The sequence below is a fragment of the Streptomyces sp. NPDC001816 genome, assembly GCF_042892235.1.
Lineage (GTDB): Bacteria > Actinomycetota > Actinomycetes > Streptomycetales > Streptomycetaceae > Streptomyces.
In genome coordinates this window covers 297,978-311,494 of sequence record NZ_JBIATY010000008.1, presented here as the reverse complement: position 1 = coordinate 311,494, position 13,517 = coordinate 297,978, and the positions used below count along the sequence as shown (strand labels likewise).

At 69.0% G+C, this 13,517-nt stretch carries 15 protein-coding genes; all 15 read right to left on the bottom strand.

What is annotated here, in order from left to right; all coding sequences use genetic code 11:
* Positions 1-64 precede the first annotated feature (64 nt).
* The 15 genes from ACFYZZ_RS28685 to ACFYZZ_RS28615 all read right to left on the bottom strand — a co-directional run bounded on the left by ACFYZZ_RS28685 (position 65) and on the right by ACFYZZ_RS28615 (position 13,435).
* The gene (locus tag ACFYZZ_RS28685) at positions 65-880 is read right to left on the bottom strand and encodes a F0F1 ATP synthase subunit delta (RefSeq protein WP_389181687.1); all 816 of its coding nucleotides are present in this window, start codon (positions 878-880) and stop codon (positions 65-67) included.
* Positions 877-1,422, bottom strand: coding sequence for a F0F1 ATP synthase subunit B (locus ACFYZZ_RS28680; protein WP_389181684.1), 546 nt, complete (start codon positions 1,420-1,422; stop codon positions 877-879). The genes ACFYZZ_RS28685 and ACFYZZ_RS28680 overlap by 4 nt, the downstream gene beginning before the upstream one ends.
* A gap of 41 nt (positions 1,423-1,463) precedes the next feature.
* Positions 1,464-1,706 carry an ATP synthase F0 subunit C gene (gene atpE, locus ACFYZZ_RS28675; RefSeq protein WP_097252404.1) on the bottom strand — a complete coding sequence of 81 codons (243 nt, stop codon included), beginning with the start codon at positions 1,704-1,706 and terminating at the stop codon, positions 1,464-1,466.
* 80 nt (positions 1,707-1,786) lie between these two features.
* Entirely contained in the window at positions 1,787-2,617 is an 831-nt protein-coding gene (gene atpB / locus ACFYZZ_RS28670) for a F0F1 ATP synthase subunit A (RefSeq protein ID WP_389181681.1), read from the bottom strand.
* Between the two features lie 210 nt (positions 2,618-2,827).
* Positions 2,828-3,268, bottom strand: a complete 441-nt coding sequence (locus tag ACFYZZ_RS28665; RefSeq protein WP_386578997.1) for a hypothetical protein — start codon at positions 3,266-3,268, stop codon at positions 2,828-2,830.
* 137 nt (positions 3,269-3,405) lie between these two features.
* A complete protein-coding gene (locus ACFYZZ_RS28660; protein WP_389181678.1) occupies positions 3,406-3,852 on the bottom strand; it encodes a hypothetical protein in 447 nt (148 codons plus the stop codon).
* A gap of 21 nt (positions 3,853-3,873) precedes the next feature.
* A complete protein-coding gene (locus ACFYZZ_RS28655; RefSeq protein WP_389181675.1) occupies positions 3,874-5,166 on the bottom strand; it encodes an MraY family glycosyltransferase in 1,293 nt (430 codons plus the stop codon).
* 151 nt (positions 5,167-5,317) lie between these two features.
* A complete protein-coding gene (glyA, locus tag ACFYZZ_RS28650) occupies positions 5,318-6,556 on the bottom strand; it encodes a serine hydroxymethyltransferase (protein WP_389181673.1) in 1,239 nt (412 codons plus the stop codon).
* Positions 6,557-6,641: 85 nt separating this feature from the next.
* A complete protein-coding gene (locus ACFYZZ_RS28645; protein WP_386579065.1) occupies positions 6,642-7,319 on the bottom strand; it encodes a protein-tyrosine-phosphatase in 678 nt (225 codons plus the stop codon).
* Entirely contained in the window at positions 7,316-7,963 is a 648-nt protein-coding gene (locus ACFYZZ_RS28640) for an L-threonylcarbamoyladenylate synthase (RefSeq protein WP_389181669.1), read from the bottom strand. Before ACFYZZ_RS28640 ends, ACFYZZ_RS28645 begins: the two co-directional genes overlap by 4 nt.
* A gap of 52 nt (positions 7,964-8,015) precedes the next feature.
* Complete coding sequence (gene prmC, locus ACFYZZ_RS28635; protein WP_389181666.1) at positions 8,016-8,861, bottom strand: peptide chain release factor N(5)-glutamine methyltransferase; 846 nt, start codon at positions 8,859-8,861, stop codon at positions 8,016-8,018.
* A gap of 29 nt (positions 8,862-8,890) precedes the next feature.
* On the bottom strand, positions 8,891-9,958 hold the full coding sequence (gene prfA / locus ACFYZZ_RS28630; protein ID WP_386579070.1) for a peptide chain release factor 1: 1,068 nt from the start codon (positions 9,956-9,958) through the stop codon (positions 8,891-8,893).
* A gap of 106 nt (positions 9,959-10,064) precedes the next feature.
* Positions 10,065-10,289, bottom strand: coding sequence for a 50S ribosomal protein L31 (rpmE, locus tag ACFYZZ_RS28625; protein ID WP_030672379.1), 225 nt, complete (start codon positions 10,287-10,289; stop codon positions 10,065-10,067).
* A 170-nt stretch (positions 10,290-10,459) separates the two neighbouring features.
* On the bottom strand, positions 10,460-11,587 hold the full coding sequence (locus tag ACFYZZ_RS28620) for an LCP family protein (protein ID WP_389181663.1): 1,128 nt from the start codon (positions 11,585-11,587) through the stop codon (positions 10,460-10,462).
* A gap of 156 nt (positions 11,588-11,743) precedes the next feature.
* Positions 11,744-13,435, bottom strand: coding sequence for a trypsin-like serine protease (locus ACFYZZ_RS28615; RefSeq protein ID WP_389181660.1), 1,692 nt, complete (start codon positions 13,433-13,435; stop codon positions 11,744-11,746).
* Positions 13,436-13,517: the final 82 nt, after the last annotated feature.

Below are 13,517 nucleotides of genomic sequence, written 5' to 3'. Positions count from 1 at the left end.
ATCCTCTGCACGGCCCAACCAGGGCCGTCAGTACGTACTGCTTTTCTCGAATGCCGAGGTGGTGCTAGCTCGCCATGCGGCGGGCCGCGTCCTCCAGCCGGTCCGCGAGGGAACCGTTGATGACCTCGTCACCGACCTGCACCCGGATCCCGCCGACGACCTCGGGGTCGACGTCCAGGTTCAGGTGCATCCGGCGGCCGTAGAGCTTGGCCAGGGCGGCGCCGAGGCGCTGCTTCTGCCCGTCGCTCAGCGGCACCGCCGAGGTGACGACGGCGACCATGCGCTCCCGGCGCTCGGCGGCGAGCTTGGACAGGGACTCCAGTCCCGATTCCAGGCTACGTCCACGCGGCGCGGTCACGAGGCGCGTCACCAGACGCTCGGTGGCGGGCTTGGCCCGGCCGCCGAGGAGCCGGTGCAACAGCTCGATCTTGGCCGAGGTGCTCGCGGAGCGGTCTGTGAGCGCTGCACGCAGCTCGGTGTTCGAGGAGACGATCCGGCCGAACCGGAACAGCTCGTCCTCGACGTCGTCGAGCGTGTCCGTCTTCTGCGCCGCCGTGAGGTCGGCGATGCTCGCCAGCTCCTCCAGCGAGTCCACCAGGTCGCGGGACTGCGACCAGCGGGAACGGACCATGCCGGAGATCACGTCGAGCGTGGTCTCGCCGACCTGGCCGCCGACGAGGCGCCGGACCAGCTCGGCCTTGGCCTCACCGGGCTGCGCCGGGTCGGTGAGGACCCGACGCAGGCTGGGCTCGCGGTCGAGCAGCGCGGTGACGGCCGCCAGCTCGTCGGCGAGCTGGACGGCGTCCACGGACGTGGAGTCCGTCAGCGCGTCGAGACGCTCACGTGCGGCTGCCAGGGCCTCGCGGCTCGCTCCGTTCATCGCGTGGCCTCGGCCTTCTCCTCGAGCTCGTCGAGGAAGCGGTCGATCACACGGCTCTGCCGGGCGTGGTCCTCGAGGGACTCACCGACGAGCTTGCCGGCCAGTTCGGTGGCGAGCTTGCCGACGTCCTGACGCAGGGCGCCTGCGGCGGCCTTGCGGTCGGCCTCGATCTGGGTGTGACCGGCGGCGACGATCTCCTCGCGCTGCCGCTGGCCCTCGGCCCGCATCTCGGCGATGAGGGCGGCACCCTGCTCCTGCGCCTCCTGGCGCAGGCGCGCGGCCTCGTGCCGGGCCTCGGCGAGCTGGGCCTTGTACTGCTCGAGGACGCTCTGGGCCTCGGTCTGCGCGGCCTCGGCCTTCTCGATACCGCCCTCGATGGCCTCGCGACGCTCTTCCAGAACCTTGTTGATGGTCGGGAGGAGCTTCTTGGCGAGGAAGACGAAGACGATGGCGAAAGCAATCAGGCCGATGACAAGCTCTGGGATCTCGGGGATCAGAGGATTCTGCTCCTCTGTCGCCGCCAGCGTTACCAGGGCGTTCACATCAGTGCCTTCCGTCTAAGGGAGTTGCGTCGAAGCGCGCTTCAGCTACGGAAGAGGAAGCCCATGACGATACCGATCAGCGCCAGGGCCTCACAGAAGGCGAAACCCATGATCTGGTTGGCGCGGATCAGACCGGCAGCCTCGGGCTGGCGGGCGAGGGCCTGGGTGCCGTTACCGAAGATGATGCCGACGCCGATGCCGGGGCCGATCGCAGCGAGGCCGTAGCCGACCGAACCGAGGTTGCCGGAGAGGCCGTCAGCGGCGAGGGTCTGGAGAGCGGACATGCCGGTTCTTCCTTCTCTTTACGCGTACCGGTGGGGGTTGGCCACCGGTCAGTCAGGTTGGACAGGGAGGGCGAGGAGGCTCAGTGGTGCTCGGCGAGAGCGCCCTGAACGTAGTTGCAGGCGAGGAGTACGAAGACGTACGCCTGAACGGCCTGGATGAAGAGCTCGAACGCCGTGAGCAGGACGGTCATCACGAACGAGGCGCCAGCGTAGACGATGCCGACTCCGTTCAGCAGGTACCAGCTGCCGATGGTGAAGGTCAGCAGCAGCAGGTGGCCGGCGAACATGTTCGCGAACAGTCGGACCGCGTGGGTGAACGGGCGGATCAGCACGTTCGAGAAGAAGTCGATGATCACGATCACCGGCAGTACGGCGCCGAGCGACTTGTCATAACCGGTGATGTTCTTCAGGCCGCCGAGGAACCCGTGCTTCTTGAACGTCAGGAACATCCACAGGATGTAGACGATGGCCGCCAGACCCGCCGGGAAAGCGATCATGGACGTCACGGGGAACTGTGCCAGCGGGATCACGGACCACAGGTTCATGATCCAGATGAAGAAGAACAGCGACACCATGAGGGGCACGTACTTCTCGCCCTCGCGCTTGCCCAGCGTCTCGTAGACGATGCCGCGGCGCACGAAGTCGTACCCGGCCTCACCGATCATCTGGAGCTTGCCAGGCACGAGCTTGGGCCTGGCGAACGCGGCCCAGAAGAAAGCGACGATCGCGACCGTGCCCAGCAGGGCCAGCAGCATCGGCTTGTTGAACTCGAACCCGCCGACAGTGAAGAGCGGCTTGAAGACAAAGGAGTGCAGGCCAGGAGCCGGGAATCCACATCCGGTGAAGATGTGACAGTCGGACTCGAAGGCGAGCACCTGCGTCGGGTCAGCACTCACCGCGGGCTCCTTCATCGTGGCGCATAGAGACGGCAACCTCGTTGTGTCGGCGCGACGCGGGGCCGCGGTTCGGCACGGGACTGGTGTTACGGATGTGGGGGCGGCTGTGGGGCATCTCGCCTCGCGATTGAACAGGCGTCAGCTCAGATGCCCGCGCCCGCGATGCCGCAGTTGGCACCGGACGATAGCAGCATCTCTCGCGAGCCTTTATCCCGGCCCTACCTCTCACCGCGAGTGCCCTGTCTTCTCGGGCTTGTCGCCCTTCGACGAGGCATCAGGTTCGACGTAGAGGATCTTGGCCTTCATGTGGGCACGGGTCTGCGCGACGATCCACGCCAGAGTGGTGACCACGAGAACGATGGCGAAGACACGGGGATTGAACAGGTTCGTGTCCTTGAACACGGCGACGAAGACGACCAGCAACAGCAACTGGGCCGTGTAGAGCATCAGGCCCATGCCCTGGAAGAGCTGCGGAAGCGATTTGGCGATGCGCTGCAGGACGTAGAGACCGGACCCCATGAAGAGGCACACGACCACCGTCGCGACGACAGCACCGATCGCTCCCTTGCCGCCCGCGGCCACTGCGCTGACGACGGCGGCAAGCGCGCCGACGACAGCCGTGGGTACGGCGGCCTGGGCCAGGATCCGGGCGTCATTGGACGGCATGGCGGCAACTCCGCTTTCACAGGGGGCAGGGTGTCGTCATGGACGAGCGTAGTCCCGGGTTGAGTGATCGAGACCTCACGCCATCGGACCGACGCACTTCGGTCCTTCGGCTCTATCCGGGGTTCTCGTGAACCGTATCACAAACTATTTGATGAGGTCTTTACCTGGTAGGTGTGCGCGCCGTCACACATGAGAGTGACAGCGCGCGTCTGTGCAAAAACCCGGGTGCCTTGTCTGGTATTGGGACCCTTTGCTCCCCCACGACTTGGCAATGCTCTAGTCAGATTCTTACCTTGCCTGCCGGCTTGAGGGCCTCCTCGATCAGGGTCTCCGCGATCTTGGATTCGGGCACGGTCCGTCGTCATGGGGGCCTCACCGGTTCTTGTCGGCCAGCGGCGTGCCTCCCGGGTCCCGTCGTCCGTGCGGACGTCGGTGAGCCCGAGTTCGGTCAGCCGGTCCACCAGGCCGCGCATCAGGATCTCCGGCGCGCTGGCGCCGGCGCTGATGCCGACCGAGCCGACCGACTCCAGCCAGCGCTCGTCCAGATGCGTCACGTCGGGGACCAGATGGGCGGGGCAGCCCAACGATGCCGGGCCCCGCCCGGGCTACCGGACGTCGGCCTCGGTACCCCGGTCCGGCACCAGTGCCTCGTCCCGGAGCGCGGTGGCCCCGTGGCACTCGCGCACCGCGCCGCCCGCCGGCACCGCTGCGTCGAGCGCGGGCACCGCCCGCCGCCTGCGGTACCGCGGCGGCACGAAGCGCTCCGCCCACCTGGGGGCACGCGGGGTGAAGCGGGGCAGCAGGAGCAGGACCAGGCCGACCGCGCTGAGGAAGACCACACCCAGCACGATCCACATCGACGCCGAGTTCACCGAGTACGCCAGCGCGCCGAAGGCGATCAGCGCCGACCAGAAGTACATGATCAGCACGGCCCGGCTGTGCGAGTGGCCGATCTCCAGCAGCCGGTGGTGCAGATGGCCCCGGTCCGCCGCGAACGGGGACTGGCCGCGCCAGGTGCGGCGCACGATGGCCAGCACCAGGTCCGCCGCCGGTACGGCGATGATCGTCAGCGGGAGCAGCAGCGGGATGTAGACCGGCACCGTCTGGTGCACCGCCGCCTTCTCCGAGCCCGTGAAGAGAGCCAGCGCGTCCGGGTCGACCTGCCCCGTGATGGAGATCGCACCCGCGGCCAGCACCAGCCCGATCAGCATCGAGCCCGAGTCGCCCATGAAGATCCGCGCCGGGTGCATGTTGTGCGGCAGGAAGCCCAGGCACATGCCCATCAGGATCGCCGCGAACAGGGTCGCCGGAGCGGCGGCCTCGATGCCGTACGAGTACCAGATCCGGTACGAGTACAGGAAGAACGCCGCCGCCGCGATGCACACCATGCCCGCGGCAAGACCGTCCAGGCCGTCCACGAAGTTCACCGCGTTGATCGTGATGACGACCAGGGCGACCGTGAGCAGCGTGCCCTGCCACTGGGTCAGCGCCACGTTGCCGACGCCCGGGATGGGCAGCCACAGGATCGTCAGACCCTGCATGACCATCACGCCCGCGGCGATCATCTGGCCGCCCAGCTTGATCAGCGCGTCGATCTCGAACTTGTCGTCCAGGACACCGATCAGCCAGATCAGCGCGGCCCCGGAGAGCAGCGCCCGTGGCTCGTTGGATCTGGCGAAGACCTGGTTGAGGTTCGTGAGGTGGTCCGCGACCAGCAGACCCGCGCACAGGCCGAAGAACATGGCGATCCCGCCGAGGCGCGGAGTGGGCTCCCGGTGCACGTCACGTGCCCGGATCTCCGGCATGGCTCCCGCCACGATCGCAAACTTCCGTACCGGCCCTGTCAGCAGATACGTCACCGCGGCCGTGATGCAGAGCGTCAGCAGGTATTCACGCACGGGCTTCCCCACAGGTCTCGCTGGCCATCACAGCCCACCACCCTAGCGAGCGACGCATATGGATGAGGACTTCCGGGTAGCGACGATGGTTGCACGGGTGGCTGTGCACATCGGTGCACACCGGGGTGTACGGCTGTGCGCCTACCCCCGCTCAGCTGGGATAAGGCGGAAATCTACCGGCCAGCTCGCGGACCTCCTCCCGCGCCGGGGCCGGTTCCGTCTCGCCCCGCAGGACCGAGGCCAGCAGCGCGGCGATCTTCACCATCTCCGGCTCCCCCATGCCCTGCGTGGTCACCGCGGCCGTCCCCAGCCGCAGCCCGCGCCCGTCGCCGTGCGGCAGCACACAGCAGTCCAGGACGAGCCCGGCGGCGGCCAGCCGACCGCGCGCGGTGCGCCCGTCCACGCCGAGCGGGGCCGGGTCGGTGGTGATCAGGTGGGTGTCCGTGCCACCGGTGGTGACCGCGAGGCCCTCGACGGCCAGCTGCGCCGCGAGAACCCTCGCATTGGCGACCACCTGATGGGCGTACGCGCCGAACGCCGGTGTCGCCGCCTCGCCGAACGCGACGGCCTTGGCGGCGATGGTGTGCATCTGCGCGCCGCCCTGTGTGAAAGGGAACACAGCCCGGTCGACGCGCTCGGCCAGCTCGCCGCCGCACAGGATCATTCCGCCGCGCGGGCCGCGCAGCACCTTGTGGGTGGTGGCGCACACCACGTCGGCGTACGGCACCGGGTTGGGCGCCGCTCCCCCGGCGACCAGGCCGATCGGGTGCGCGGCGTCCGCGATCAGATACGCCCCGACCTCGTCGGCGACCGCACGGAAGAAGGCGTAGTCGAAGTGGCGGGGGTAGGCGATCGAGCCGCACACGATGGCCTTGGGCCGGTGGTTGCGGGCCAGATGGCGCACCTGGTCGTGGTCGATGAGCCCGGTCTCGGCGTCGACGCCGTACCCGACGAAGTCGAACCAGCGGCCGGAGAAGTTCGCGGGCGAGCCGTGGGTGAGATGGCCGCCGTAGGGCAGCCCGAGGGCGAGGACGGTGTCTCCGGGGCGCAGCAGGGCGGCATAGGCGGCCAGGACCGCCGAGGAGCCCGAGTGGGCCTGGACGTTGGCGTGCTGGGCGCCGAAGAGCGCCTTGGCCCGCTCGACCGCGAGGCGTTCGGCGACGTCGACCAGTTCGCAGCCGCCGTGGTACCGGGCGCCGGGATAGCCCTCGGCGTACTTGTTGGCGAGCGGTGAGCCGAGGGCGGCGAGCACGGCCGGCGAGGTGAAGTTCTCGGCGGCGATCAGCTGCAGCGTCGTCGACTGCCGCTCCAGCTCCCCCTGCAGGATCTCGGCCAGCTCCGGGTCCTGCCGCCGCAGGACATCGGTCTCGAGGGTATGGGTGACCGACATGGCGGGCTCCCGGGCGGTCGTGTTTGACAGCGGTTCACGGTGACGTAGGTCCAATGTAGGCCCGGGACCGGTGGGGTGCGCGGTGTCACATCCTCGCGGTCACACCCGTCAGCGCGGTCACCACCGGATCCAGCGCCTCATGTATCTCGTCCCCGATCGACCGGAAGAACGGCAGCGGCGCCCCGTACGGGTCGTACACCTCGTCCGCCTCGGCGGTGGGGGCCAGCAGCCACCCGCGTAGAGCCGCGGCCGCACGGACCAGCGCCCGCGCCCGCGCGACCACTCCGTCCTCCAGCGGCGGCAGCGTGGCCGGATCTATCGCCCGGACCAGACGGGTGAACTCCTTCAGCGTGAACGTCCGCAGCCCCGCCGAGTGCCCCATCGAGATCACCTGGGCCCGGTGGTCCCGCGTGGCTGTCAGCACCAGGTCGGACGTGATGACGTGCTCGTCGAGCAGCTCCCTGCCGACGAAGCCGGAGGCGTCCGCGCCGAACTCGGCCAGCACGGCCTCCGCGTTGGCCTCCATGGGCGCGCCCTCGTGGCCCCAGGTGCCCGCGCTCTCCACGATCAGCCCGCCGCCGAGTACGCCGAGCCGCTCCGCCACGAAATGGCGGGTCAACCGCTCGGTGATCGGCGAGCGGCACACGTTGCCGGTGCTGACGTGGAGGATGCGGAAGGTGTCGCGCGGAAACCCGAACGTCGTCGTCTGTTCCGCCGCGCTTTCCCCGTTGCCTATGCCACGCCCCGCCTCAGGGGCCGTCAATTCGCCACCTCGAGGTCGGGTACGACCTTCCGCAGCTCGTCCGGGGAGATCGCGCCCTCGCGCAGCAGCACCGGAACCTGGCCGGTGACGTCCACGATGGACGAGGGCACGTTGCCCGGGGTGGGGCCGCCGTCGAGGTAGACGGAGACGGAGTCGCCGAGCATGTTCTGGGCGGCGTCGCAGTCCTCCGGCGCCGGGTGGCCGGTGAGGTTCGCGGAGGACACGGCCATGGGGCCGACCTCGGTGAGCAGCTCGATGGCGACCGGGTGCAGCGGCATGCGGACGGCGACCGTGCCATGGCTGTCGCCGAGGTCCCACTGCAGGGACGGCTGGTGCCGGGCGACCAGCGTGAGGGCACCGGGCCAGAACGCGTCGACCAGTTCCCAGGCCAGCTCGGAGAAGTCCGTGACCAGGCCGTGCAGGGTGTTCGGGGAGCCGATGAGGACAGGGGTGGGCATATTGCGGCCCCGGCCCTTGGCGGCGAGCAGGTCGGCGACGGCCTCGGAGGAGAACGCGTCGGCGCCGATGCCGTACACCGTGTCGGTCGGGAGCACCACCAGCTCGCCCCGGCGGACCGCGGACGCGGCTTCACGCAGACCCGTCACGCGGTCGGTCGCGTCGTTGGTGTCGTATCGCCGTGCCATGTCTAGCGGGCCTCCTCGTACACGTACTGCCGGCTGGAAGTCGTCTCGGTGGTCACGGCAGCGCCCTGCGGGCGGTCGCGAACCGGGGGCGGTTGTTGAGGTCGGGGTGGTCGGCCGCGTCGGCCCAGCCCCGCTCCTCGGTGAAGATCCACGGCACCTGGCCGCCCTGGGTGTCGGCGTGCTCGATGACGACGACACCACCGGGGCGCAGCAGCCGGTGCGCGGTGCGTTCGAGGCCCCGGATGAGGTCCAGGCCGTCCTCGCCGGAGAACAGCGCCAGCTCCGGGTCGTAGTCACGGGCCTCCGGGGCGACGTACTCCCACTCCGTGAGCGGGATGTACGGCGGGTTGGAGATGACCAGGTCGACCTGTCCGTCGAGGTCGCGGAAGGCGTCCAGGGCGTTGCCCTGGCGCAGGTCGACCCTGGACCCGGCCACGTTCTTGCGCGTCCACACCAGGGCGTCGTCGGACAGCTCCACGGCGTGCACGCGCGAGCGCGGGACCTCCTGGGCGAGGGCGAGCGCGATGGCGCCCGAGCCGGTGCACAGGTCCACGATGCAGGGCTCGACGACGTCCATGGCGCGCACGGCGTCTATGGCCCAGCCGACCACGGACTCGGTCTCCGGCCGGGGCACGAAGACACCCGGGCCGACCTGGAGTTCCAGATACCGGAAGTAGGCCCGCCCGGTGATGTGCTGCAGCGGCTCGCGCTGCTCACGCCGGGCGATGACCTCCCAGTAGCGGGCGTCGAAGTCGGAGTCCTTGACGGAGTGCAACGCGCCCCGCTTCACGCCGTGCACGAACGCGGCGAGCTCCTCCGCGTCGTTGCGCGGCGAGGGCACGCCGGCGTCGGCCAGCCGCTGGGCGGCCTGGGCCACCTCCGCGAGCAGCAGGTTCACGCAAGTCCTCCGGGTAACTCGTACGTGCCTTATGCAGCTGCCAGCTTCGCCGCCGAGTCGGCGTCGACGCAGGCCTGGATCACCGGGTCGAGGTCGCCGTCCAGGACCTGGTCCAGGTTGTACGCCTTGAATCCGACGCGGTGATCGGAGATGCGGTTCTCCGGGAAGTTGTAGGTGCGGATCTTCTCGGAGCGGTCGACGGTGCGGACCTGGCTGCGACGGGCGTCGGCGGCCTCCCGCTCGGCCTCCTCCTGCGCCGCGGCGAGCAGCCTGGAGCGCAGGATACGCATCGCCTGCTCCTTGTTCTGGAGCTGGCTCTTCTCGTTCTGGCAGGAGGCGACGACTCCGGTCGGAAGGTGCGTGATGCGCACCGCGGAGTCGGTGGTGTTGACGGACTGGCCGCCGGGGCCGGAGGACCGGTAGACGTCGATCCGAAGGTCGTTCGGGTTGATCTCGACGTCGACCTCCTCGGCCTCGGGGGTGACGAGCACACCGGCGGCGGAGGTGTGGATACGGCCCTGGGACTCGGTGGCCGGCACGCGCTGCACGCGGTGCACACCGCCCTCGTACTTCAGCCGGGCCCACACGCCCTGGCCGGGCTCCAGCTGTCCCCGGGCCTTCACGGCGACCTGGACGTCCTTGTAGCCGCCCAGCTCGGACTCGGTGGCGTCGATGACCTCGGTCTTCCAGCCGACCCGCTCGGCGTAGCGCAGGTACATGCGCAGCAGGTCACCGGCGAACAGCGCGGACTCGTCGCCGCCGGCGCCGGCCTTGATCTCCAGAATGACGTCCTTGTCGTCACTCGGGTCGCGCGGGATGAGCAGGAAGCGCAGCTTCTCGGTCAGCTCGTCGCGCTGCTTGTCCAGCTCCTTGACCTCTGCGGCGAAGTCAGGATCGTCGGCGGCGAGCTCGCGCGCGGTCTCCATGTCGTCGCCGGTCTGCTTCCAGGAGCGGTACGTGGCGACGATCGGGGTCAGCTCGGCGTAGCGCTTGTTCAGCTTGCGCGCGTTCGCCTGGTCGGAGTGGACCGACGGATCGGCGAGCTTCTTCTCCAGATCGGCGTGCTCGGCGACGAGTTCCTCGACGGCCTCGAACATCTTTCGGCTCCTGTACTGCGGGGGGAGGGGTGGCGGGCGACCAAAAACGCCGGTCCCGGGCACACCCTGGTGGGGGCGCGACCGTGGACCGGCGAATGAGGGCTCGCTACTTCTTGGAGCCGGCGGCAGCCTTGCCGAAGCGGGCCTCGAAGCGGGCCACACGGCCACCGGTGTCGAGGATCTTCTGCTTGCCCGTGTAGAACGGGTGGCACTCGGAGCAGACCTCAGCACGGATGGTGCCGGACTGGATCGTGCTACGGGTGGTGAACGACGCGCCACAGGTGCAGCTGACCTGCGTCTCGACGTACTCGGGGTGGATGTCGCGCTTCAAGGTTTCTCCTAGATTCCGGGAGGGCGCCGGGTCGCCGTCGCGGGCTGCGAAAGCGTGAACCGGAGCCGACGTACCAGTCTGCCAGGACTGGCGCCATCCCCCAAAACCGGGGGGCGTCGTTGTCTATTCCCCGGGGGTGAGCGGGCTCAGGTCCCTGGGGGTGAGCGGGCTCAGGGAGTCACCACGCCCTTGGCTTCGCCCGTGGCCGTTCCCTTGGTCGCCGCCGCCGGGATCGGCCGGTCGTTCTGCAGGGCGTCCCAGACCAGCTGGGCCTTCGCCTTCGCCACCAGGACCCGGTTGAGGTTGGCCGGGTCGTACTGGACGGGCATCGTGACCATCTTCGTGTGGGACGAGCTGATGCCCTTCAGGCCGTTCGCGAAGTCCGCGAGGGCGTTGACCGAGCCGAGGTCGGAGTCGGTGGTGACGGCCTTGGTGGCGGTGTCGGCGAGGTCGTACAGGTTCTTCGGGCTGCTGAACACGCCGACGTGCTTGACCTGGTCCATCAGCGCCTTGACGAACGCCTGCTGGAGCTGGATGCGGCCCAGGTCGGAGCCGTCGCCGACGCCGTGCCGGGTGCGGACCAGGCCGAGCGCCTGCTCCCCGTCCAGGGTGTGGGTGCCGGCCTTGAGCTTCAGGTGGCTCTGCGGGTCGTCGATGTTCTCGGTCGTGGTGACCGGGACCCCGCCGAGGTCGTCGATGAGCTTCTGGAAGCCGGCGAAGTCGACCTCCAGGTAGTGGTCCATGCGGATGCCGCTGAGCGACTCGACGGTCTTGACGGTGCAGGCCGCGCCGCCGGTGGAGTACGCCTCGTTGAACATCACGCCGGACGCGGCCGGATGCGTGGTGCCGTTGGTGTCGGTGCACTCGGGGCGGTCGATGAGGGTGTCCCGCGGGATGGAGACCACGCTTGCCTTCTTGTGGCCCTTGTAGACGTGGACGATCATCGCCGTGTCGGAGCGGGCGCTGCCGTCATCGGTGCCGCCGCCGAGCTTCTTGTTGGTGCCGGAGCGGGAGTCCGAGCCGAGGACCAGGATGTTCTCGGAGCCGTTGTCGACCTTCATGGGCCGGTCGGCGCCGAGGGCCTGGTTGATGTCGACGCTCTTGATGTTGCCGTTGAGCTTGAAGTAGACGTACCCGGCGCCGGTACCGCCCAGCACGACCACGCCCGCGGCCGTCCAGGCCGTGGCGAGCAGGGCCTTGCGGCGGGTGCTGCGGGTCTTGCGGCTGCCGTTGCCACGGCGGGATCCGGTCTCGCCCGGCCCCGGTATGCCGGGCTCCGGCGTGCTCTCGGCAGACACGTCACTCCTAGGTCTCGTCCATCACACCATCGTCGCTCTGTCTGGTCAGACGGAGGAACTCGGGCAAGGGTTGCACAACGCAAAGTGCCCATCGCGTACGGCGATGGGCACTCTGCGTGACGCTGTCACCTCGGTGAGCTTGGCTCACCTGCGGCTTCAGCCCCAGAGGTCATACTGCTGGAAACCGGTGCCAACCGAGATCCTTGTGGCAAAGATCTCGCTGGTCGCCTTGCCGGTGCCCTTGTACAGGTAGAGGGTGCCGCCGGAGGTACGGGCCAGGAAGTCGGCCTTGCCGTCCCCGCTCACGTCGCCCACCGCGTCGAAGGCGTTGTAGCCGGTCCAGGCGCTGCGCACCTTGATGCGGGTGGAGAAGGCGCCGGATCCGGACTTGCCGGTTCCCTTGTACAGGTACAGGTCGCCGGTGCTGGACTGGCGGGCGAGCAGGTCGGCCTTGCCGTCACCGGTGAAGTCGCCGTGACCGCGCACCATGTTGTACTGGTTCCAGCCCGTGCCGACGCTCACTCGGGACCCGAAGGTGCCGTTGCCCTTGCCGGGGTAGAGCCAGAGCGTGCCGCCGGAGTCGACGGACAGCACGTCGGGCAGGTAGTCGCCGGTGAGGTCGCCGGGCGCGATGATCCGGGTGCGGGTCGTCCAGCCGCTGAAGATCTTCGTCGTGGTCCAGGTGCCCTGGGTGCGGTCGCTGCTCAGCACGATGTGGTCCCAGTACACGTCACCGGTGGAGCTGACCCGGTAGACGAAGTCCTGGTAGCCGTCCCGGTCGAGGTCGGCCTGGAGGACCAGGTTCACCCCGCTCCAGTCACCGAGGGAGATCCGGGAGCCGAACGAGCTGCCCGTGGAGTCCTTCTCGTAGCCGGTCTTCGTGGAGGAGTTGCGCACGAAGAGGTCGGCCTTGCCGTCGTAGTAGCTCAGGTTGCTGTCGTCGATCTGGGGGTAGACCGCACCGACGTACTGGGAGACCTTGCTGAAGACGCTGTAGTAGCCCTGCTCGACGCAGTCCTTGATGCCCCAGGAGACGACGCCGACGATCCGGTTGCCCACGATCAGCGGCCCGCCGGAGTCGCCGCTGCAGGTCGCCTCGGTACCGGTGTCGCTGCCGGACTGCGTGCCCGCGCAGACCATGTGCCCCGCGACGTAGGAGCTGCCGTAGGCACCGGTGCAGGTGCTGTCGGCATGGATGGTCAGCGTGGTCGTCTTCAGCGTCGGGGAGATGTCGCCGCTGGTGGAGCTGGTGCGGCCCCAGCCGTAGACCTGGGCACTGGTGCCGCCTGCGTAGGAGGCGGTGTCGCCGGAGGTGGTCATCCGGATCGGCGTGGCCTTGACCGGGACGGCCAGGGTGAGCACGGCGATGTCGTTGTCGAACGTCGCCGGGTTGTACGACGCGTTCCACTGGCGCAGCACACCGGTGGCCTGGCCGCCGTGCAGGTCGCTGCCGGAGGCCAGCTGGTCGGTGCCGGTGACGACGGCACCGTACGCCTTCCAGTTGTAGGCCTTGTTGTTCTCGTCCCGGACGCAGTGCGCGGCGGTGAGGACCTTCGTCGGCGAGACGACCGAGCCGCCGCAGAAGAAGCCGATGTCGTCGCTGGTGTCGCTGGTCCCCTTGTCGTCGAAGTACCAGAGCTGGGCCATCCAGGGCGCCGAGGAGATGGTGGTGTCGGTGCCACCGATGATCTTCGGCGAAACGGCGGACGGGCTGCTGGTCGTCGTCGACGTGTCGCTGCCGGAGGCGCCCGCGATGCGCTTCTCCAGCGTGGCCTGGGAGGGCTGGCTGACGACGGGCTGGGCGGTCGGCTTCGGCAGCGCGGTGGCCGCACCGGCGGACCCCGTCATCAGCGCGGCGGTCACGGCACCGGCGACACCGACAGCGGCAAGGGGCAGAGCAAGGCGTATACGACGTCTGTGCCGCCCGGGC